This is a genomic window from Pirellulales bacterium (assembly GCA_019694455.1).
Taxonomy (GTDB): Bacteria; Planctomycetota; Planctomycetia; order Pirellulales; family JAEUIK01; genus JAIBBY01.
This window is the reverse complement of the sequence record JAIBBY010000007.1, coordinates 73332-96984: the sequence shown is the minus strand read 5'-3', so window position 1 is coordinate 96984 and position 23653 is coordinate 73332. Positions and strand designations below refer to the sequence as shown.

At 62.1% G+C, this 23653-nt stretch carries 8 protein-coding genes; 3 read left to right on the top strand and 5 right to left on the bottom strand.

The genetic code is table 11. The features are described 5' to 3' along the window. Positions 1–15: 15 nt before the first annotated feature. The gene (locus K1X71_04980; GenBank protein ID MBX7072480.1) at positions 16–11220 is read right to left on the bottom strand and encodes an NF038122 family metalloprotease; all 11205 of its coding nucleotides are present in this window, start codon (positions 11218–11220) and stop codon (positions 16–18) included. A gap of 591 nt (positions 11221–11811) precedes the next feature. Here K1X71_04980 and K1X71_04975 point away from each other — a divergent pair. Next, entirely contained in the window at positions 11812–13410 is a 1599-nt protein-coding gene (locus K1X71_04975; GenBank protein MBX7072479.1) for a BBP7 family outer membrane beta-barrel protein, read from the top strand. A 15-nt stretch (positions 13411–13425) separates the two neighbouring features. On the opposite strand, the gene K1X71_04970 is transcribed toward K1X71_04975, so the two are convergent. Next, positions 13426–14562, bottom strand: coding sequence for a DUF1080 domain-containing protein (locus K1X71_04970; protein MBX7072478.1), 1137 nt, complete (start codon positions 14560–14562; stop codon positions 13426–13428). 88 nt (positions 14563–14650) lie between these two features. Here K1X71_04970 and K1X71_04965 point away from each other — a divergent pair, with 88 nt between their 5' ends. After that, positions 14651–15019, top strand: coding sequence for a nuclear transport factor 2 family protein (locus tag K1X71_04965; GenBank protein MBX7072477.1), 369 nt, complete (start codon positions 14651–14653; stop codon positions 15017–15019). Between the two features lie 118 nt (positions 15020–15137). Next, the gene (locus K1X71_04960; protein MBX7072476.1) at positions 15138–15674 is read left to right on the top strand and encodes a DUF456 domain-containing protein; all 537 of its coding nucleotides are present in this window, start codon (positions 15138–15140) and stop codon (positions 15672–15674) included. Between the two features lie 14 nt (positions 15675–15688). Here K1X71_04960 and ppk1 read toward each other — a convergent pair whose 3' ends face one another. The 3 genes from ppk1 to K1X71_04945 all read right to left on the bottom strand — a co-directional run bounded on the left by ppk1 (position 15689) and on the right by K1X71_04945 (position 23644). Beyond that, the gene (gene ppk1, locus K1X71_04955) at positions 15689–17929 is read right to left on the bottom strand and encodes a polyphosphate kinase 1 (protein MBX7072475.1); all 2241 of its coding nucleotides are present in this window, start codon (positions 17927–17929) and stop codon (positions 15689–15691) included. Between the two features lie 257 nt (positions 17930–18186). Beyond that, complete coding sequence (locus K1X71_04950) at positions 18187–20103, bottom strand: protein kinase (GenBank protein MBX7072474.1); 1917 nt, start codon at positions 20101–20103, stop codon at positions 18187–18189. A gap of 148 nt (positions 20104–20251) precedes the next feature. Further along, positions 20252–23644, bottom strand: a complete 3393-nt coding sequence (locus K1X71_04945) for a hypothetical protein (GenBank protein ID MBX7072473.1) — start codon at positions 23642–23644, stop codon at positions 20252–20254. Positions 23645–23653: the final 9 nt, after the last annotated feature.

Sequence of the window (23653 nt, the reverse complement as noted above, 5' to 3'; positions counted from 1 at the left end):
TAATCAGCCGGTCTGTTAAATCAAGCTCTTGCGCTTGCCGAACAGCCGGTTCGCGGTTGTCTCCTCGGCAAGCGACGACTCATCGGTTTGGCCATGTACGGCAAAGACATGGGAGAGGGCCGAGTTGTAGGCCAATGCGGATTGAATTTCCGTAGCGTCGAGACGCGGCGCCTCGGCGAAGGTTGCTTTGGGGGCGGCCGCCTGCAAATAGGCGGCGGCAAGCAGTTCGTCCGCCAGCCGCTCCGATCGCAAGGTTCGCGGTTTCTCCACTGGCGCATTCGATTGGGTGGCGACAGTCATCGCGGCGCTGGCAATCATCGGATCGGCCACGAACGGCGCGGGCAAACTGGCCGCGGCGATCGCCTCGGTTGGCGTCCAAGCAGGAGCGGCGCTGGCCATCGGCAAGGCTGCCGCCGCGGCAGGTAGCGCGGCTGCGGCGACTTGCGACGCTTTGAACGCGGCCACCATTTGGGCCTGCGCTTCGGGCGGGCTATTCAGATAGTTGATGATTTGCAGCGCGTCGATGCTGGTGAGCGTGCCGCTGCCGTTGACATCGTAATACGGCGGCGCGATGGCCGGCGGGTCGGGCAACCCCAGCCCCGCGTTGATGCGGTTAATGATGACCAGGGCGTCGATGCTGGTCACCTTGCCGTCGTTGTTGACGTCGTATTTGTTGGTGGCGTTCTGCCACGGCTTGTCGGCCACACGAATCGTCACCGATTCATAGGTGGCCGCCACCGCGCCATCGACGCCATAAACCAGCGTGTCGTGCACTGCGGCCAGATCAGCGGGGTCTAGCCCCAGCACAAAGCTGCCGCCGAGTATGGCGTCTGGCTTGACCACGCCGCGGACGCTGTACAGCAATCGCTTTTCGCCCGCGCCGAGCGGCGTGATATCGGCCAGTCCGCCCGCTTCGTCGACCAGTTGGTTCGGCTCGTCAATGACGCCGCTCTGGGCGTTCGCGTAACTGTCGCCGTAAGCGATTGATCCGGCGACAAAGTTGAACGAATCGACGTCGTAGCTCAGATCGGTGAAGCCGCTGAACACGCCGCCGGCGGCGCCCACATCACGCAGATCATTCACGTAGACATTGACTTGCACCGCGGCGTTGGGGGGCAGCACATAAATGCCACTCGCGTCTTTGCCGTAGGCTTGCTGATTGGACGGATTCACTAGCTCCATCGTGTAGGCCACCGATGGCGGAATCTGCACCCGGTAATCCTCCACCTCGCCATCCTGTGCGACGCCGGTGGGCGCAAGCCCGCCCGCGGTGCTCAAGCGGAAGCGGGCAATCGCCGCCGTGAGCGGGGTGGCGGGGACGGCAAAGCTCAGCGAGTTGGCGCCACTGATAACGCTGCGACTTTGGAAGACTTGTTCGCCGGGATCGGCCCAATCGCCATCGCCATTCCAGTCGATCCAGGCATCGAGCTTGGCGGCGGCCGATGCCGTGACGGTGATCGAGGCAGTCTTGCCGGGCACAATCGCGCCATTGAACACAACGCCGTCGTCCCCATCGTCGGCGTCGGCGGCCAGACTGGGCTTGCCGTCGCGATCATTGGTGACTGTGGCGCCAAGGCGCAGTCCGGGAACCAGGATGTGCCGTGCGCCGTTATCCGCCAAGAGCGTGGGATACGGCAGCGGCGCGTCGCCGAAGTCGATCTCGCGCAGCCCAATTGTGAAGATCGTCTTGCCGGTCGCCTGCTCGTTCGGCTGCAGGAAATTCCCGGACAGATCGCGGACGCCAAAGGGGCTGGTGTTGTCAATGGCGATTTCGTAGGAGTGGCCGCTGAGCCACAAACCCACCGTGGGCGTGAAGCGCACCAGATCGTTGGTGGTGTCGTAGCCCAGGATGTAATCCACACCCTCGACGAGCGCCACGCCGTCCATCTTGAAGGTGAAGCGGCTAGGCACGACGCTGGCGTCGTCGATGCCGGTTCCGGAGCCATCGCTCAGTTGGATCTCGATATTCGGCAAGGCGCCGCCCGAGTAGAAGACCTTGTTGGGCGCCGGGTCGAGGTCGACTCCCGCCGTGTCGTTATCGAACGGGGTGGCGAGCACCGCGGTGGGACCGGTGAAATCGCTGCGGTCGAGCGCGCCGCGATCCTTGAACACGTTGGCTCCAAGACCGGGCGGGGGCGCGCTGGCGGGATCGTCCACGCGAAGCTGGCCCGAGGCGTCGTAGGCCGGCGCCAGGATCGGCGAGACGCCGATGCCGACCGGGTTGGTCACTACAGTCACATCCGGTCGATCCTGCAATGAGTTGACCGAACTGTCGATCGCCTTGCTGCCGCCCATCAGGCGGAAGTTGCCCTTCAAGGCATCGACGAACAAGGGATCGCTGTCCCCCAGCAGTATCGAGAAACTGCCGAGCGTGGTCCCTTGCACGTTGGTTTCGTTTTCTTTGTAGAGCGCGGCGCCAACGACCGTGGTGGCCGAACTGGCGTCAACCGATATGCCGACGTCGAGGGCCGACACAATATTGTTGAGCAACGTGGGGCTGGCGTTGTTCACCACCTCGATGCCGATGCCCAAGCCGGCGCCGTAAATCGTGTTGTTGATAATGCGGCCGAACGGCACGACCGATGTCGGCATGGCGCCAACGGGCGGCACGGCGGGGGATGCCTGACCCGAGAAGCGGATGCCGGCCTTGCCCGCCCCGACGATCAGGTTGTTTTGCAGGACGACGCCCGGCGCCAAGCGGGCGTTGTTGAGCTCGATAAGATTGCGCGGCGCCCCGGGATGGGCCCAAGAATCGGGGGCCGGCGGCTCGACCTTGATGCCGTATTGCGAAGCGCTAGAGATGGTGTTGTTCTGAATAATGAGCTGACCCTGCTCGCGCAGCGCGTCGCGGTCGCCGCGCAGGTTATTGCGGTCGACAATGATCGCGCTCGAGCCTTCCGACACGGCAGCGGCGCCGAACAGTTCCACCCGGTTGCTGGTCGAGATGACGCTGGTCGAGACATTGAAATTGGCGCCCCAGCGCGAATTGATGGCGCCGCGGATGCTCTGCGCCACTTGCGGCGCGGATTGCCCACCACTGAACGGAACGGCGACATTGCCCACAATGACCGAGCCGTTGGAGTCAAACTCGAACGTGAGCCGATTGACGCCATCGCTGACTTGGAAAGTTTGGCCGTCGGCGATCTGACCGCCGCTGGGGGCGAAGAGGGTGACACTCTGCGCCAAACGATCATTGGTGTCGAATGTACTGCCGATCTGGATGCGCGCTGAAGTGCCAAGCGCGCTGTTGGCGTACTCGGCGCCGCGGCGAATCTCTAGCTGATAGGGGCCAACCAGAACCTGGCTGGGCATCCCGGGGAATAGCACTTGGTTTTGTTTGGCCAAGAACTCCGGCGTCTGGAAGAACGACGTGTCGACATCGGCGCCAGTGACCATTTCACCGCGCTCGCTGAAGCCGACGATGATGTCGTCGATGTAAAAGCCGCGGAAATTGTTGTTGGTGAACTGTAAAGTACTCGTCGGATTTCCAAACTGGTCGCCTTGCATGCCGCCGCCAATGGCGCCGGCAGTGGCAAAGTCGAAGCGCAACTGAATTGATGGCTTGCCGGCAAAGTCGCCCAGATCCACTCGCGCTTGCCGCCAGCCAGTAGCGGGGCCATCGAACAATTCCTGCACTTGCTGATTCGGACCGAACCAGCCGATGTTCGAGTTGGCGGTGGGGAAAAACGGCAACTCGGCGTCCTGGACGAGCGTCGTCTGCACGGAGTTATTGGTAGCGAGCTGAGTCCAGGTGACGCCGCCGTCGGCGCTGGCGAAGACGCGCGCCGAATCGCGCATCTTATTTTCTTTGACTTCGTTGGCGTTTTCCGTTTCCAGGAAGTAGTTGAAGTAGAGCGTGGGCTTGTCGGTGGTGTCGTAGCCGGCGAGGCTGAACGCGTTGGTCACCAGGCTGCCGTGGGCGCCTCCCGGCATGTTGTAGTTGTTGCCGATTGCAAAATCGGCGGGCACAAATCCAGGCCGATCGGGATCGGCAAGATCTTGGTGCGTGTCGCTACTCAAGATGCCGAACTGGGCCTCGGCGCCGTAAGGGATGTAGCCCCCCTTCCAATTTTCAAAGCCGAAGTAGTAGCTGGCGCCGCCGGCATAGTCGGGGCCGGTTACGTCTCGGCTGTGGTCTGGCGCCTTATTGATGCCGTGGCCGGCTTCGTCCTTCTTTTGTGTGGTGGGATGCCACAGGTTGAAGTCGAGCGGCGAGAAGGCCAATCCCGTGGCGCCTCCCAGGCCGGTGCTCACCGAGGTGGCGCCGCCGGCAAAGACGTCGTTGCGCAGCGTGCCATTGGTGTTCAGCGCATATAGCTGGCCGGACGTGCTGACGGCAAACAGCGTGTTGGCGTACTTGCCGTTTTCCACGTTCTGCGGGCCCAGCGACAGGCCGGCGAAATTGATGCCGAGGTTGGAGATGACCGTGGCCTTGCCGTTGCCGGTATTGATGGTAAAGAAGTGCCCGTTGCTGCCGACGCCATAGAGCGTGCCGCCGACAAACGCCATGCCGGTGGTGACACCGATGTCGCCGGGGGTTCCGGCGTTGATCTCACCGCGTTTAAAGAAGACGCGGTCGTCGCCGTCGTCGTTGGCCTCGCCGGTAGTGGGGTCGGCGTAGTACAACACCGAGCGCGCGGGCCCGGCGTCGCTAGCGCGAACCCCGAGAAACAATTGGTAATGCTCGTTGACGCCGCCGCCGGGACTGTCGCCATGTGCCAAGCGGCGAAATGTGATGGCGTCGACCCGATTGCTCAGCGTGCCGTTGTCGCCATCGTCGGGAATGTTGTCTTCGCCGACGGTGATCACTCCCGCGTTATCAGTGCGGATGAACACCAGTTGTCCCGCGGTGTCATCTTCAACCAGACTCCTGTCGCCGAACAGGAAGCCGTCGCTGCGCATCACGATGTCGGTGACGTCTCGCATGTCGCCGACTTTCACCCGGCGATTGCCGCCGCGCGGGTCGACGGTCCACAGTTCATTGCCCGTGGAGACATAGAGCGCCACGTCGGCGAGCGTGAACGGACGCGCATTGGCGGCCACATCGGCCGGATTGCCGATGGGCAGAATGGCGCCGGTGCTGGAATCGACCAAACCGCCCGCATCGGTGCGGTAGCCGCTGGCGCCAATGTGGTCCTCAACCACGCGGCGCACGGAGTTGACTGGCTCCAGTCGCACCAACTCGTTGAAGGCGTCCGGGGCGAAGGTTTGATCAAGCGCCCTGGGCAACTGCGCGTTGGAAGTGATGGCCAAATAGTAGGTCTTATTGGTTCCCTCAGGCAATTGCACCGAGCCAAGATAAGCGTCGAGCTTGCCAAAGGAACCGCGCGACAGGTCATTGGCCGAGGCATTTCCCAGCGGCAGTGGCTGATCATCGGCGATGCTCGAATCGCGAGCCACGAAGATGAGCTTGCCCGTGGAGTCGTACAGCGAGAGAGTCAGGTCGGGGCGCGTCAGTCCATCGGCGTAGTCGATGTCGAAGACGGTGGCCCAGGTCTTGCCGGCGTCGCTACGACCGGCAATGGATTGAATCGCCTGATAGTCGATGGTGAACTTGTACCAGTCGGCGTCGAGCGGGCTGACGAGCGCACTGGCGACCGAGATGACGTTGCGGTCGCTCGCCAGCAGGTTGCCGATATCTTGCGCCTGGTCGAGAGTGGTGTTGCCCACCGACACGCGCGCCGCCTCGCCCACCAGTGGAGAGTGCCCTGGCAGGCCTTGGATGTCGATCGCGGTGACTGCATTGCGAATATCGGCGAAGCGCACAGTGCTGCCGGGGAATTCGTCGGCCTCGCGCAGGCGAATCTGCAGTTGATATTCGCCGCTGGTCTGGCCACCACTCAAATTGTTGAGATTGGAGCTATTGCTGCGCACGCGAACGTAATAGGTGTTGGTGCTGCCGACGGCGCCCGGCAGGACCAGTCGCATGCCGGCGTCCTTGATGTTGGTTCCATAGAAGTCGGCGTTGGAAAAGTCGCCGCGCTGCATGACCCGGCCAATGCCGGTCGGCGTCTGGGAGGCGGAATCGTTGGAGCGCGCGAGGACGTTGCCGTTTCCATCAACCAACTCGACTACGGTGTCGAGCGACACCGAGGTGCGGTCGATGTCGAACCAGACCTCGGTTCCGGCCGTGCCGTTGAAGCTGTAGACGTCGACATCGCCGGAACGATCAAAGCTGACGGCGCCATGCACCTCGAAGCCGAGGCGGCGGATGTCGTCGCCGTTTTGCTCGTTAGCGGCGAGCGTGCCGAGGAATTGCGCCGTGTTGGGCGTCTTGTTGACGTCGTTGTTCAGCGTGTAGGAGGCCTCCAGTTCGTTGACCACCTCGACATTGCGGTCGTTGCTATAAGCCTGGAACTGCAATCCGCGCCAGTCGCCGGCCGTGCCGGTGTTGAGTTGGCCGCTGCCGCTGCGATTGACAACATCCCAACCAATGAGGTCGAAGGCGCGGCGATCGGCATACGTCACCACGCCGTAGTCTTCCTCAATCGGGTCCATGATGCCGATCGAGGTCGACAGCCCGAGCAGTTCACGATGCTTCCAATGACTGGCCTGGTTGCCATCGCCATTGAGTCGGCCGGTTGAAAGCGGGATTTCACCACGCCCGATGCCGGGGACGGGAAGCGACGTGGTGCGGAAGATTCCGCCGTCGTAAAAGACCTGATTGAACTGCGTGGGATCCATAATCCGCGGGGCGGTGGCGAAGTTGACGCCTTGCCCCGGCGCGACGCGGAACAGATCGAGCGGCGACATGGGGATGTCAGTCTGACCGAAATCAACGCCATCCTCGCTACTGACAAAACCCAGCACGTGGCCAATTTCATGCACGGCCACGGCCAGAAAATCCACGCCCGTCAGACCGTCGTCGCGATTGAAGTCGAAGGGAAATTCGCTGCTGAACTCGACCGTGGCGTCGATCGGCGTCACGTTGTCATAAACCGAAAGCTCTGTGGTGAGCTGGCTTGGCGAATAGCCCAGCGCCAGCGCGTTGGCGCGATTGATCAAGATCTTGGGAATGGTCTTGACTGTCTCGCCCGTCGTCGGGAACACGACATTCAGATTCTCATAAGTGGGAATCTGGCTGACGATCGACTCGGTGACGCCGGCATCGGCGATCATGTGTTGGCGCACGTCGTTGTAATCGAGCAGCGTTTCCACTGAACTAGCTTGACCCAGGATATTGGGTCCCAGCGCTTTGAAGCTCAGGTCGATCACAATCCGCACGGGGTCGTCGATGATCGACTCCCAGTACAAGGCGGCGCGCTCCATCGCCTCGACAAACTCAACGCTCGACGCGGTCGCCGCGTCCATGCGGAATTCGATCGAGGCCTTGCTCGGGCCGGAGACGGGCTTGAAGATGCTGCTGCCGGTGACTGTGTTGGGACGGCCGTCGGGATCGAAGCCGGCGCCCACGCGATCATCGTCGATCGAGGTGAGCACCACGGGGCGGCCGGGCATGCCGATCACCTGCACTGTTCCGCCAATGCGATCGTCGATGTCGAGCGGGCTGCCAGCGGCGGTGAAGCCAGCCTTGGCGCCTTGCAGCTTGACCACCAGGCTCTCGGTGGCGCTGCTTTGCAGCCGCAAGCCGCCATAGATATGCAGGTTGGGAACCTGAATCTCGTCGCGCAGCACGTGCACGATGTCGGTGTCGTCCCAAACGGTTTGAGTGGTGAGCGTGCCACCACGAACCACCATGGCGTTAATGTCGTTGTTGGTGAGCCGATTTTCGCGCACCAAGGGGCCGTGGTTGTCGTCGTAGCGATCAAAGCGGCCAATGGCGCCAGTGCTGCGACCCACGTCAGGCAATTGACGATAGCTCATCGAGTTGGCGTCGATGGAGATGGCGTCGCCCACGTTGTCGCGCAGCGTGTTGCCCGCCAATACCGGCTGGGCGCCAATCACATAGATCGTCGAACTGGTGTTGCCGCCACGCCCGTTGCGACTATAGGAGGTGAGCCCGCCGTCGTTGAGTTCGAACACGCTATTGGTGATGCGGACATTGGCCTGGTGGATTTCGATCGCGTTGAAACGGGCAAAACCTCCCTCGATCGTGGTTTCTCCGCCGCCGTAGGTCAGTCGCACGTTGTCCATACTGCCTTGCGCGGTGGGTCGGAAGTAGATGCCGCCCCAATCCCCTTCCTGCGCAATCGCGGACGAGGCGCCCATGGCGGTTTCGAACTGTCCACTGGCGCCGTAACTGTCGTCGAGCAAGGAGGTGAAGATTACCGAGTTGCCGGCGTTTCCCTCGGCGATCAACTGCGCGTTCATGCCAACTTCGATGCGCGCGCCCAGACTCTTCACGATCACGCCCGGATCAATCGCCAGCCGACCATGCGTGCGCGCCTTGCGCACGCCCCCCTCGACAATCGGTCCGCCCGGCGTGCCGGTGATCATTAGCGACTCGGCCAACACATACACGATATCGGTGTCGTGGAAGCGGGCCGACACATCGAGCGTGTCGATTGGGCTGCCCGCGTTGGTGGCGATTCGCACGAAGAGCCCGTTGATGCTGTTCTCTGGCAGGCCGGTGGTGGCGCCGTCGCTGAACTTGTTGCCTTCGAGATCGGGCCCCATGCGGCGATAATCGGCGGTGTATGTGTCTCCGCGGACCAGCGACTCTTCAAAACTGTTGGGATCGGCCGAAATGACCGCGTCGGCGCTCGCCAGAATGGTGTTGTAGCTGAGGGTGGGGCGCGACTGCTCAAGATGAATTGGCGTGTACACCTGCGAGATCGAGTTGACCACCACCTGACCGCCGCCATAGGTGATGTCGGCATGGTTGACGTAGTTGAGGAAGATGCCGGCGGCTTCGTAGTCGGAATCGGCGCGGAAGACGATGCCCCCCCAATTACCCTTGGCGGGGGTGGTGACTAGCGTGTTGGTGTCCTTGCCGACGCTTTCGTTGTCGTACGAGGTGAAGACCACGCTACGATCGGGCGTGCCGAGCACTTGGAGCGCGCCGGTGGAAAGATCGATGCCTTGCTGGAAGCTGCCGACGTTGACGTTGGCGGCGCGGAGCTTGAGGATCGCGCCGGCGTCGATCATCAACGTCACCCCTTGAGGCACGTTGAGGTCGGCGCCGTCGGACAGTGGTTGATCGAAGATGTTGCGACCGATCTCGTAGGCCAGATTGTCGCCTTGCGTGGCCAGGTTGCCATCGGCGCCGCCGTTGCCGACCACGCGCACGATTTGTCCGGCCGACGCCGCGGCGAGCGCTGTTTGCAAGTTGTTGAAGGGCGTGCCGATGGCGCCGTTACCGCCGTTAGCCGCCGCTTTGTCGACGAACAACGTGCTGCCTGCCTGGAACCAGAAGTTGTAGGCGCCTCCCGGGCGGCCGTCGCTGTCGCCATCGAACTTGGTTCCGGTGGCGTCGGTGAGCACCACGCCACTGGGTGTGGCGCTAAAGTTGAGCCGTAGCTCGTACGGCCCTTCCGAGGTGCCCCCCATGCCGCTGTTGGCGATCTTGGGATTGTTGTTGGTGTTGCCGGTGCTGGCCACGCCGATGTAGTACGTGCCCGATGTCAGCTCGATATCGATGAACGAATCGTTGCTGAAGTAGTCGTCGTTGCGGGCAAGGATGTTGCCTTGCGCATCGTAGAGCGTGATCACCGAGTCAAGCAGGCTGGAATCGGCCATGCGCTCGGCGATCGTCTCGGCGGTGAAGCGGCCACTGGTTTCGACCTGAAACTTGAAGAGGTCGACGTCTTTGTTGTCGGGGCGATACAGGTACTGTCCATGCACGATGTCGTGATCGCCCGGAAAAACAGCCTCGGACGAGCCGAGGTTGCCGTCGCTGCCCATCACGGTGACCGGCGGCAGGTCGTAGGTGTGCCCTAGGCCAAGCAAGTGGCCAATTTCGTGCATGGCGGTATTGAACCAGCCGCCGAGGGGCTCGCTGTTGCCCCAATTCACGGCGCTGTTCATCACGGCCAGGTTGCCGCCGGCAATGCCCCCCACACCGCCAGGAGGAACTCCCGCATCAACCGCGCGCGGATCGCCCGTAGCGATCGTGAACCCGGAGGCTTCGGTCTCGACGAACTTGACACCTAAGTAATAGCCGTAGAGTTCGAAGATTTCGCGGGCACGCTGCTTCTGCGCCTCGGTGATGGCGTTGACCAAGGGGTTGCCGAGCGGGTCGCTGCCGTAGTCGCGTTTGAAGTTGTATTCGCGAACCGCAATGCCAGGATCGCCATCGCCGCCGCCAAGCAGGTGGCTTTCGGCCGGGATGTCGCGATGACCTGGTTCCTGGCCTCCCCCCGGATATGCGAGCGTATATGGCGAATCGGCGCCGTAGATCCCCTGCCCTTTCACGACAATGGTGCTGCTGCCAAGCGTTTGCAGGAAGGTGGCGTTGTCGAGGTAGTCGAGCGCGTCTTGCGAGGGGGTCTTGTTGATGACCGTCGCGCTGGGCGCGGCGTTGTCGCCCACGCGCAAGCGATAGGTTCCGGCGGGGATGGCGCTAAAGGTGAGAGTGGCCTTGTTGCCCGCCGCGTCGTACGCGACCGACGTGGGATTGGTGACTGTGTCGTCGTTGGTGTTGGCCGTGCCTTTGGTGTCGATGAGTTGATAGACAGAGGGGTTTTGCGCCAGTCCGCTATTGAGTCGATCGTTGTTGAAGTAGACGACGATCTTGTTGAGGTCTTGCACCAGGTTGCCCTGGGCATTGCGAGACACTGGTTGTGGCACGACGGCGGTGATTTGCGCGCCGAGATCGAGTTCGAAGCGGCTGGTGAGATTGACGCCGCTATTGAAGGCTAACCCGGAGGTGTTCTTGAGCGCGCTGCCGCCCGCGCCAACGATGGTGATTTGATAGAGATCGTCATCGAGCGTATCGGCGAAGCGCACAATCACTTCGTTCGCGCGATTGCCCGGCAGCACCTTGTAGATGTCGCCCAGCGCCACATCGCCGGCGTTTCCGAAGACGCCGTCGCCGCCGCTGCCCACGACTTGAATGGAGTTGGTGGTGGCGGTGGCGTAATCGATGATCTGCCCTTCATCGAAGCGGAATGTAAGTTCGCGCGGCGCGATGTTGCGCACCTGGCCATCGAGCAGCACATCGCCTTCGTTGGGCTGAATGGCCACCAGCGTTGGCGCGATGGCGAACAGAATTCGCTGCTCGAATTGCTCCACTGCGAGGCTGCGCCGCTTATCGGCACGCGCCTGTGAATTGAGCGACAGATCGGCGGCTTTGCTCTTTTTGAGAAACGGTAGGCGCACGCTGGCATCCCCCTGTAATCCCGATGATGACCACGGCGCAGCACGAGGCTTTTGCCGGGTCGACCTCTCTTGTCTTCTTTGACGAAATGTTCCGGATCGGCAGATCAGGCCGACAGCGCATTCTAATTACGGTCAAATGCGCGTGCCAAAGGAAAAACGCGGTCGGCGCAAACTTTGTCGATTATCACAACTGCTTTGCCCTGGGTCGCTTGCAGCGCGCGCACCGCGAACCCAGTTGCCGCCCTACCAGCGGGGGGACTCGCGTCATTCCCTACGCGAGGGGGCCCATTCCCTGACAGCTCGCGACCTCGGCATCGCCGGCGACCTTGCCGGCCCCTCCGATTGCATCGCTGGCCGAAAGCTCAGCATCTGGGAAAGCTGCGCTGACGGGCTGAACGCGACGGTTGGCGTGGAGCAGGGAGACCTTGCGGAGACCGGCCGTTTTGTTGGAACAACCGGACTAACCAGACGAATCCATACTACCGGATGATCTTTCCCGTCCACAAGGCTCAGACTCTACCTGCCCCCGGAAAGTAGGGATGTCGAATGACCCGGCGTTGCCTTACGAACGCTTTGCTCTTGGCAAGCTTGATGGCGTGCCTCGCCGCGCGCCCTGGCGCCGCCGCAGGGCGCGAACCTGTTGTCGACCCCTATTACGCCAGGCGCCAGGCTGCGCTCCATGGGGAATCGCCACTAGCCGCCGACGATGATCCGGAGGCGGTCGAAGCCACCGACGAGAGCGAACTGGCGCAGCCCACTGCGTACGACAAGTACTATATGGCGCGCGCCCAAGAGCCGGGCACGGCGACGGTGATGGAAGCGGCGCCGCCCGCGGAGTATCTCGATCAGGGAATCGTCGACGAGCAGCCGATCTACGACGACGCCACGTACGACACAGCGGCTTACGACGACAATGGGTGCGCTGGCTCCAACACCTGCAACGGGTCTGCCGACTGCGGTTGCGGAGCATGTGGCGCTCATGAAGGAAAATACCTGAGCGACTTCTTCGCCTGCCCCAAACGCTTCTTTGGCATGGGTGGCGGCGGCACCGATCTGTACAGCAGCGTGCTCTGGACCGACGCGCAGCGGCAATATCATGCCTGGGTCGGCATCGACTATCTCAATTTTTGGGCCAAAGGCAACGCGCTGCCGCCGCTGGTGACGACCAGTCCGCTCGGCACCAGTCAGAGCGATGCCGGCGTATTGGGCGAGTCCACGACGCAGATACTTTTTGGCAACAACCGCGTGAACACGGGCAACCGCCCCGGCGGACGCATCCAATTCGGCTACTGGCTGGCGGAAGGCGAATTTCTCGCCTTGGACGGGCACTACTATGCCTTGGAGAGCGAGTCGACCAACTACAGTCGGTCGTCCAGCTTCAGTCCGGCCAACGCCAACTCGATCATTCTCGCGCGGCCGTTCTTCAATGCCGCGCTTGATATTCAAGACTCGTTGGTGCTGGCGTACCCCGATTTCATTGCCGGCGGCTTGTCGACCGATCTGAGCGGCAGCGTCAACGTGTCGACCTCGAGCGATATTCAGTCGGCCGGATTCGGGCTGCGGCACCTATTATTCGTTGATTTCTACAAGGATCATCGCTCGTTCCTGACAGGAGGCTACCGGTTCTTCAAGCTGGACGAAGATCTGTCGATCGCGCATCGCATCTCACCGGACGGCGGCATCTTTCTGCCGGGCACGTTCTTCGATTCGTACGACAACTTCAACACCACCAATCAGTTTCATGGCGGCTACGTAGGCTATTTGCACGACATTCGCCGCGGCCGCTGGTCGCTGCAAACCAACTTGCAAATCGCGATGGGCAACATGCGGCAGATCGTCGATATCCAAGGGCAACAAGTCATCTACGACGGCATCAGCACCACGACCAGCGAAGGCGGACTGCTGACCAAGCCCAGCAACATCGGCCGGCACGCGTTCGACAAGTTCTGCGTGATCCCCGAGATCGAGACGAAGCTGGGCCTGCAAATCCTGCCCGGCGTGCGGGCGACCTTTGGTTACAACTTCACCTATGTCAGCCGTGTGGTGCGACCGGGCAACGAGGTGGACTTGGTGGTGAATCCCAACCAGAGTCAGCAGCAGATCGTGGGGCCGGCCCGCCCCGAAGTGAAGTACAACCCTACCGACCTCTGGCTACAGGGCTTCACGACTGGCGTGGAATTTCGGTTCTAGTCGCGAGAGTCGTCGCTACAGCGGCTTGATCTTTGGATCCTTGAAGCGAATCCAAGCGTCGCGACTGTGCATCTGCAGCGCGATGTGACCGGGCCGCACAATGGTGAGCTTGTCGGTGGTGGCCACGGTCACGCCGTTGACCCGCACCCGACATTCGGCGCCGACCACGCGCAGTTGCAACAAGAACCACTCGTCGTCAGCCACGGGCAGCGGATTGGCCCGCACCAGATCATAAATGCTGCCGGTTGGGTTGTTGCTGTCGGGGATGTTTTCGATCTGTATCTCGTTGCCTCGATCCTTGGGCACCAGCGACTTCCAGCGAAAAAAGACGCCGCCATTGGCAAAGTGGCTCGAACGGACATAGGTCTGAAATTCGAAGTCTTGCCACTGGTCGCTGGTCACCAGATAACCGTTGCCGTCGCGGGCGAGTATTTCGCCGTTTTCGACCGACCACTGGGCATCGTCGGGCTCGAGGATGTCCCACCCCGAGAAATCTTGGCCGTTGAACAGCGAGCGCCATTGTTCGCGATCTGGCAGGCGCTTGACGCGCACGTTGCGCAGCGCGATTGGTTTGCCGCGATCCTGCAGACCCAGGTAGCCGCGCCGCAAGCGGTCGCGTAGTTCGGGATTCGCTTCAACATCCAGGTCTTGCACCGTTTCGCCGTTCAAGACGACTTTCAACCGCGGCCAATCGAAGGTGATCTCCATTGCGTTCCATTGACCGAGCGGACGGCTATTCTGCTTGAGCGGCGGCACGGCGGCGAACACCGCCCCAGTGGAAATGACGGCTGGCCCTGGGTTGCGAGTGTCGTCGGAGAGTTGAATCTCGAAGCCAACATTGGAATTTCGCCCGTGGGCGGGGGCGTGCAAGAAGACGCCCCCCTCGCCATACAGTCGCAAGCGAAACTCAAACCGCAAGACAAAGTTTTCAAACTCCTCTTCGCTGCGCAGCCAGGTGGGATAATCGCCGCTGCCATCGGAGACGACTTGCCCATTCTTGACGGAGAAGCCGGCTGGGCCTTCGGCGACCCAACCCGTGAGGTCCTTGCCGTTGAACAGCGGTTGAAAGCCGTCGTTCGCGTCATCGGCCCGTGCGATTGCAAGCTGTCCGCAGACGATGAACCCAAGAAAGGGAATGGCGATCCGCTTCACGACGACTCCTCTTGTTGATCATGGCGTCCGCTTTTTTGGACTGAGCAAGCGTCACGAGTATACTCGCCCAGCGAGGAGGGTGTGTCCCATGCAGGCCGATGAGTTGACCCAATTCGTTCGCCAATGGTTGGAAGCCTGGACCGGCAACCGCCCCCAGACGCTGCTCGGCTACTACGCCGCCGACGCCTATTACCAAGACCCGGCGCGCTCACTCGGCCTGCGCGGCCACGATGCGATTGGTCAATACTTCGCGCGACTCTTGTCCGCAAACCCCAAGTGGGTTTGGGAGCTTGTGGAGTTGTGGCCCACCGAGATGGGATGCTTCGTCAAATGGAAGGCCACCGTCCCCAAGCCGACCGGGGAAATCAGTTTCCAGGGGCTCGACATCGTCGAATTGGCGGGACACGAGATCACGCGCAACGAGGTGTACTTCGATCCCAGCGTGCTGCGCTTGTAGTTGCAACAGCAGCGCGCGATTCGCTGATCGCGACTCCTGCGACGCAGGCTTGGTCTGGACACGCCATTGCGGGTAGAACGTAGGTCGAGTCGCCCAACATCTGTCGAGGTACTTGCGCTTGGTGCTCGCCATCGAAATCACGCTGCTCGTGCTCGCTCTGCTGGTGGGCTGGGGGCTCACGCTGTTCGCGCTGCCGGGCACGTGGGTCATGGTCGGCGCCGCGGTGATCTATGCGCTATTGGCGCCAGCAACCGGCGCCGCGGCTATTGGCTGGCAGGCATTGGTCGCGCTGGTCGTGCTGGCCGCGCTGGGGGAATTGATCGAAACGGCCGCCGGAGCGGTTGGCGCCCAGCGCGCCGGGGCCAGCCGACGCAGCGTCGTGCTGGCGATTGTTGGCTCGATCGCGGGCGCCATGATCGGGGCCAGCGTGGGTAGCCCGCTGCCGGTTATTGGCACCATTGTGGGCGCGGTGCTCGGCGCGGGCATCGGCGCCTTTGGCGGCGCGATGTTGGGCGAAACCTGGAAAGGACGAAGCCTCGATCATAGCTGGCGCGTGGGAGAAGCGGCGTTCAAAGGTCGCTTGTTGGGCACGGCGGGCAAGCTGGCGGTCGCCACCGCCATGGTGCTGGTGGGCATCGCGGCGCTGTTTTTCTAGCGGCAAGGCGCCGACTACAGCGCACGCTCTTCGTTTGACGGATCGGTCACGACGCGCGCTTGAACCGGGTGGTCGGCATCGAGCGCCAGTGGCGATCGCGACTGCTGCAGCGCTTGTTGCACGCGAAAGGGCGCCTCACCTTCGGCGGGCGTCGCGCGCACGTAACTGCCATCTGGTTGTTCAATTCTCGACTTCGCAGTGTCGCGCAAATAGGCGGGAACAATCTCTTGCAAGATGCGCGCCTTGAGCGGCGCCGCCTCGACCGGAAACATCACCTCCACGCGGCGATAAAAGTTGCGAGGCATCCAATCGGCGCTCGCCAAAAACACCTGCGCGTCGTCGTCCGGACCAAACACAAAAATTCGGCTGTGCTCGAGAAATCGATCGACCACGCTGCGGACACGAATATTTTCGCTGATGCCGGGCATGCCGGGTCGCAAGCAGCAGATGCCGCGCGTCACCAGATCGATCGGCACGCCCGCCTGGCTGGCGTTGTAGAGCGCCCGGATGACGCGATGATCGACCAGGGAATTCATCTTGGCGAAGATGCGCGACGGTTTACCGCGCTGAGCCAATTCGGTCTGCTCGCTAATCAGTTCAATCGTGCGGCGATGCAAATCGGCCGGTGCCACGATCAGCTTGCGCCAGACGTGACCCTGCGAGTAGCCCGTGAGTAAATTGAACAGCGCGGAGCAATCGGCGGTCATGTCCTCTTGCGCGGTGAACAATCCCAAATCGGTGTACAAGAGCGCCGTTTGCGGGTTGTAGTTGCCGGTGCCCAGATGCACGTAGCGGCGCAGCGTCTCCCCCTCTTGACGGACGACGAGCGACACCTTGCAGTGAGTCTTCAGGTCCAAGAACCCAAAAACCACATGCACGCCCGAGCGTTCGAGTTGCCGCGCCCAACTGACGTTGGCCGCCTCGTCAAATCGCGCTTTGAGCTCCACCAGGGCCGTGACGTGTTTACCGTTCTCAGCCGCTTGCATCAGCGCCTTGACGATGGGCGAATCGCCGCTGGTGCGATAGAGCGTTTGCTTAATGGCCAGCACCTTGGGATCGTGCGCAGCGCGGCTCACGAAATCGACCACCAGATCGAAGCTGTCGAACGGATGGTGCAGCAAAATATCCTGCTCGGCGATCAGCGAAAAGAGATCGCCGCCGCGTTCGGCCGCGGTTATGTGTCGCGCTGGGATGAACGGCGGATTGCGCAGATCGCCCATGCCGGGCAGATCAAAGATTGAGGTGAGCGCGGTGAGGTCGAGCGGGCCGGGGATGCGATAGATCTCGGTGTAGCCATCGATAGCGCCGTCGCCCGCGTGCAGTTCTTCGGCCTCGATCAACATGCGGACCAACTCTTCGTTGGCGTCGGCCGACACCTCCAGCCGCACCGCCTCGGTGCGTTCGCGCAGGCGAATGCGGTCTTCGACCAGCTTGAGCATGTCGTCCGACTCTTGCTCCAAAAGCTCAATGTCACTGTCGCGCGTGATGCGAAAGGTGGTGGCCGACAGCACCTCGAAGCCGCCGAACAACTCGGGCAGCCGCGCGCAGATGGCGTCTTCGAGCAACATGAACTCGTGCTGCCCCGGTTGCTTTGAGCCCAACGGAACCAATCGCGGCAACACTTGCGGCAATTGCACGACCGCGAACATGTGGCGCGGTCCCAAACCGCGACGTCGTTCGAGCATGGCCGCCAAATAGAGAGCGCGATTGTGATAGCGGGGATTGGGATGGCTCGGATCAATGGCCATCGGCGTGAGAATCGGAAACGCCCGATCGCTGAAGAAGCGATCGAGCGCGCTCTTCTGATCGGCATCGAGCTCATCGGGCTTGAGCAGCAGCACGCCGGCCGCGGCCAGTTGCGGCGCGACCGATTCGTTCCAGCAGCGATACTGGGCGGCCACCAGCGCTTGCGTGCGATGATGAATCAACTTGAGCTGCGTCAGCGGGCTCAAGCCGTCGGCCGCGTAGTCCTGCGGCGCGCCGTCGCCGAAGGTCTGCTCGTGCAGCCCCGCCACCCGGACCATGAAGAACTCGTCCAGATTCGAGCTGAAGATCGACAAGAACTTGACCCGCTCCAGCAAGGGATTGGTGGGGTCTTCCGCCTCTTCCAGCACGCGACCGTTGAACTCCAGCCAACTCAACTCGCGGTTGACGAAGTGCTCTGGCAGATACGCCGAATCGCCAGGCGATGGGCGTCCATCGCCGTCCATATTGGCCACGGCAAACTCTGGTGTAGGTTGAGTTTCGGTGCTCATGCCATCCAATCAGACAAAGCGGGGCTGGGACAGCGGACGGCGGCCCAATCTGGACACAAGCCGCGTCAAACCTCACAACTCAATTCTAAGTCGGCGCGACCGCGGCGAATACCGGTCTAAAGCGGCCCCTACTACACAATGGATCGCGTGAAGCTCATAACCGGCATGCGCGACAGGCGCAAAGGCGATCGCGTGTGGCTGTCGTCTCACTCCCTACTGTGAAATGACGCGGCACAGTTGACCGACGAAACGAGCGGCTAAGGCGCCTTGGGCAATTGTTCGAGCCGCAAACGCGCGCGAGCGACTTCGTCGCGCGCCCAAGTTTTGTCGCCGTACAGTTCGACGACCCCCGCGTAGATGGAGCGTGCTTTGGCCACGTCACTACTCTCGATAGCCTCTGCCCGCGCCAATTGGCGGCTGATCTGCTCCAGGTTGGCGGCTAATTGCTCTGGCGCATCGGCCTGCAATCGATCCAGTTGCCGCTCCGCCAGTTCCAGGCATTGACGCCCGCGATCGCTGATTTCCGCGTCATCGCCATAAACGGCGAGCAGCGCTTGTAGTTTGGTAATGCCTAGTTCGGGGTCGAGTTCGGCGGCGCGAATTGCCGTGGCATACGCGCGCTCGACCGGCGAGAGTTCTTCGGCGCCGCCGCGTGGGCGGCGCTGGAATTGCCGTTCCAATTTTTCCAGGTCGATCTCGGCGCGGTATCCGCGCAACTCGGGCGCGCGGTTGTCGTTGGGATAGCGCGCCAGAAATTCATCGATATCGGGGCGCGCATTGGAGAGCGCGTCGGACTTGTCGCTGGCCGCCGCCAACAGGATACGGCGGTAGAGCGCGTCGGCTGTAGGGGGCTGCAAGAAATACCAGGCGCCTGCCGCCAGACTTACGAGCGCGCCCAACAGGAGCACCGTCTGCGGAGAAATCAGCGGTCCGCGCGACGCGACTGGCGGGGCATCAACATCTTCGGTTTCTTCCACGCTGGTGAAGCGTTTGGCCGGAGATGCGAGGCTACTCTTGGTGGCGCCGACTGGCGCCGCCATCGTGGGCTGGCCCGGACCAGCCTCCTCGGCGCCAACCAACTGCACCGTGCCCGACTCGGTGTGCCCCGTGGAAGGCAACTCGCCCGGCGCCAGCGTGCGCTGCTGATGCGGAGAGGGAGCGATGCGCGTGGGGGGCAGATCGTCGTCCGAGCGCAGCTCGAAGCCCAGTTCGTCTTGCTGTTCTGGCGGTGGTGATGATTCAGCGTCGACCTGCGTACCCACCAGCGTGGCGTCGAGCGGCACGTTGGGAGTGTAGGTGAACTCCTCGTTGTCGACGTCCGCCGCGTCAAGCTCCGACCGGCGTTCGCGCCTGAGCAATCCATGCTCCATCGCCTCCAAGCGGCGCGCCAACACCATCGCCGTGGGAATCCGCCGATCGGGCTCCTTGACCAGCAAGTCGGCGACGATCTGCTCCAATTCCACCGGCGCCTCGGGCGCAAAGGTCCGCAGCGGCTCTGGCTCGGCATAGCGCTGCATGTGCAGCATCTCGGGGAGCGAGCGGGCGCGAAATGGCGGTCGGCCGGCGCATAGCGCATACATCACACAGCCGAGGCTGTAGAGATCGCAGCGATTTGTCACCGGGCGACCATCGGCCTGCTCGGGGGCCATGTACTCAGCGGTGCCGATCACGCCGCCATCGGCGGTCATCCCCGAGTGGCCAAAGAGCTTGGCGATGCCAAAGTCGGAGAGCTTGATCTCGCCGTCCGTGCTCAGCAGCAAATTGGCGGGCTTGATGTCGCGATGGATGATGCCGCGATCGTGCGCGTGTCGCAGGGCCCGACAAAGCTTGATGCTGATCTGCAGCACCTCGCGCCAGTTGAAGCGACGGCCGGCCTGCAACTCGTCTTCGAGGCTGGCGCCGTCGACCAATTCCATACCGTAAAACAAGAGGCCATCTTCTTCGCCAAATCCATAGAGGCGAACGATGTTGGGGTGCCGCAGTTTGCGCAGCGTATCGATCTCGGCCTCGAAGCGCTCGCGAAAGCCGTCGTCGCGGCCCAGCGCGGCCGAGAGCACTTTGACCGCAGCGATGATGCCGGTGTCGAGCGCTTCGGCGGCGTAGACGGTCCCCATGCCGCCGCGCCCCAGCTTACGGCCGATGCGGTAGGGTCCCAGTCGTTCGAGAGCAGCCATATTCGACCCAGCGGCGCGGCGGTGACGGATTGGCCACACGCGTGGCCCAATCAATCGTAGCAAATGCCGCGCGCCGACCGCGAGTGGCGGACGTTACGATTCACGCACTGCTGCGCATACAATTCACGTATTGCTGCGCAATTGTGGGTTAGGTGCTGCGACCGTTCAGCGACGAGGCAAAGAACACGTTCTGCAGGAGGAAGCTGGCTAGCACCCCTTCCTCGCCGAAGTTGTAGTTCTGCGCGCTGGCGCCGATATCGAGCGTGAACGTCATCTCGTCGTTGTCGGTGATCGCGCCGCCGGCGCTCCCTAAGCTCTCGGCGCCATCTTCCAAGCCGGCAGGCTGCGACTGACGGACCTTGTAAATGCCGGGCAAGAGACCGTCGAACCGGTATTGTCCGCCCGGTAAGGTGTCCATCTTCAGGCTGACCGAATCGCCAAACAACGTGGTCCCGGTCAGGGTGATTTCGACGCCCGCCAATCCAGGCTCTTGGTCGCCGCGGCTGCCATTGCCATCGACATCGCCATAGACATAGCCGGCGACGCTACCAAGGCCGAGATCGAGAATCGTGCCGGTGGCGCTTGGGCGAGCCAACTCCGCCCCCTGCACGTTGGTGAAGTTGAGGAAGAAGGTTTCGGTCGACTCGGCGATGGTGTCGCGGTTGACTTTGACCGTCACGGACTTGGTGGTTTCGCCCGGCGCGAAGACCAGTTGTCCGCTGGCAGCCTCGTAGTCGCTGCCCGGCGTCGCGCTGCCGCCGCCGGTGGCGTAGTTCACCACCACGGTTTGCCCGCTGGCCTCCGACAAGTTGATGGTGAACTCGGCGTCAGCCAGTCCTTCGGTGACGGTCGAGTCGTTGACGGTGATCACCGGCAAGGGATCGTCATTGAGGATCGTGCCGAGCGCCTGATTGCTGCCGGCCAACACGGCCGAGGTGATATTCGAGATTTTGGCGAAGAAGCGCTCGTTGGCCTCGCTGAGTGTGTCGCCATGCACCGGCACCGAGAAGGTCTTGGAAGTTTCACCGGCCGCGAAGGTGAGAGTGCCGCTCACATCGTCGTAATCCACGCCGGGCGTGGCCGTGTCGGCCTGCGTGGCAAAGTCGACGGTGACAACGCGATTATCGACTCGATTGAGCGAAACCGTGAAGACGAAGTTCTTGACGCCCGCATCTCCTTCTTCTTCCGAAACATCGCTGATCGAAACGGTGGAAGAGGGGAGAATGTTGATTAACGTGCCTTGGTAATCGACCGCCGCTGTCGGAACGGGTGAGTCGACGCCGTAGAGCGACACCTCGCTCAGAGCGCCCTCGGCCGGATTCGGCGAGAAGATGGCGTTGCCCGCGGTAAGTCCCTTGACCGGGACGCTGAACAGCAGCCGTTCGGTTGGACCGAGGGGCGTTTCGCCATCGAACCCCCCTACCTCGTCGATTTGCCCATTGACGACGTTGCCGGTGTTGCCATTGGGATAGATATCGGAGAAATCGATGGGTCCGGCGACGGCAATGCGCGACGCATCGAAGTCGACATCCAAGAAAGCGCCAAACACCCCTTGGTTCTCGCCGGTCGCACGCAGATCGAGAACGAACGCATTGATCAAGAACGTATCGCCACCAGTGATCGAAGTCAGCGGGTTACCCAACAGATCGGTGGCGGTCAAACGGATGCGGACCTGCTTTTCGACCTGCAAATCCTGGATCGTGCCGACCCCTTGGCCCTTGCCAGGGATAATCTCCGCATTGACCGGATTGCTGAGGTTGACGAAGAAGGTTTCTTCGGACTCCGACAGTCCATCGGCCTTGACCTGCACCGTGATTGTCTTGGTCAGTTCGCCCGGCGCGAACGAGAGCGTGCCGTTGGTCGGCTGAAAATCAGCCGTGGTTGCGGTGTTGGCCTGCGTGGCGTATTTGACGGTGACCGGCAGGCCGCTCGCCTGCGACAGCGTGACGGTGAAGGTCAGCGGCGTGGTGCCCGACACCGGCTCAGAAATCGGCAAGGGGCTATCGATGGAGAGGCCTGGCGGCACGTCGTCGTTGGTGATGGTGCCGATGCCTTGGGCCTTGCTGATGGTGGCGTTTTGCGCGCCGCTCAGATTGACGAAGAAGGTTTCGTTGGCCTCAAGCAACTCGTCGCCAATCACGTTGACCGTGATGGTCTTGGTGAACTGGCCGGGGTTGAAGGTGAGGTTGCCGGTCACCGGCTGAAAATCGGTGCCGCCGAAGGCCGTGCCGTTGGCCGTGGCATAGCTGACCGTGACCGGCACGCCCGGCTGGCCGACGAGCGAAACCGTAAAGACATAGGCGGTGGATCCAATGCCCCCTTCGGCCTTGGTCACGTCGTCGATAGAGAGCGTGGGGGGGCCATCGTCGTCGAGAATGGTGCCCACCCCTTGCGAATCGGCAATCACCGAGTTGGGGCTGGCGTTGGTCAGATTCACGAAGAACGTTTCGTTGGGCTCGCTCACCTGATCGCGGAAGACGCCCACCGAAATAGTCTTGGTGACCTCGCCGGGGGCAAAGGTCAATTGCCCCTGACGACTCTGAAAATCGACTTCGCCCTGCGCCGTTCCGCCCGCAGTGGCGAAATCGACGCGCACCTCCTGGGTGGCCGGTTGCGAAAGAGTGACGGTGAAGTTGAAGTTCGTGAGGCCCCCGCCGGTGCCTTCGCTTTGCGTCACATCGGTGATGGAAATGGCGGGCAGGCCGAGCACTTCAAGTTGCGTGGTTCCATACGCGATATCGGTCGCCGGAACCGGGTTGTCCTGGCCATATACGGCCACATCGCCCTCTTCGGCCGGATTAGAAATGAATGAGATAGTTCCTGGTCCTTGGGCCACCATCGGCACGGTGAATAAAAGCAACTCTTGGCTGCCGAGGGGATCGAACCCGTCGAAGGCGCCAGTGTCGTCGATGACGCCATCGGTGCTGATGTCGGATGTTTGGCCATTGGAATACGGAGGCGCGTTGAACGACACGGCGCCGGTCACGCCAGCCAAGGCGGCGTTGTACAGCACGTCGGTATAGGCGGAGAAGACGCCACCTTGTCCGCCCAGGCCGCGCATGTCGCGCACAAACACTTTGAGCTTGAAATTGCCCCCCACGCCGATGCTGGTGATGGCGTTGTCGCTCAGGTCGGTGACCTGCAAACGAATCTGCACCACGGTCGACTGCTGCGCGTTGAGCTGGTTCACCACGCGCAGTGCGTCCATCGAAGTCACCCAGCCATCGCCGTTGACATCGAGGTTTGATCCGGTCGAGGCGGGCAAACTGGCCGCCATGAGTTGCGCCTGGCCGGCAGCGGCGCCGACGCGGTAGCTGCCGACGCGATTCAACTCGTTGACGATTTGCAAGGCGTCGATCGCCGAGACGCGGCCATCGCGATTGACGTCGGTGGCGCTGAACTGCGAGGCGACAAGTCCGCTGTCGATCGCCAGCAACGCGCGATGCTCCAGCGTTTGAACGCCGGAGAGCGCGGCAAAACTGGGGCGACGGAGCGCCGGGGCATATCGAGGCTGGCGGCGCTTAAACCAATTGATGTTCATACGATCTCG

Coding starts and splice junctions, on each gene's coding strand:
- K1X71_04945 (MBX7072473.1), bottom strand. CDS start 23,644: ATGAACATCAATTGGTTTAAGCGCCGCCAGCCTCGATATGCCCCGGCG.
- K1X71_04965 (MBX7072477.1), top strand. CDS start 14,651: ATGCAGGCCGATGAGTTGACCCAATTCGTTCGCCAATGGTTGGAAGCC.
- K1X71_04950 (MBX7072474.1), bottom strand. CDS start 20,103: ATGGCTGCTCTCGAACGACTGGGACCCTACCGCATCGGCCGTAAGCTG.
- K1X71_04975 (MBX7072479.1), top strand. CDS start 11,812: ATGGCGTGCCTCGCCGCGCGCCCTGGCGCCGCCGCAGGGCGCGAACCT.
- ppk1 (MBX7072475.1), bottom strand. CDS start 17,929: ATGAGCACCGAAACTCAACCTACACCAGAGTTTGCCGTGGCCAATATG.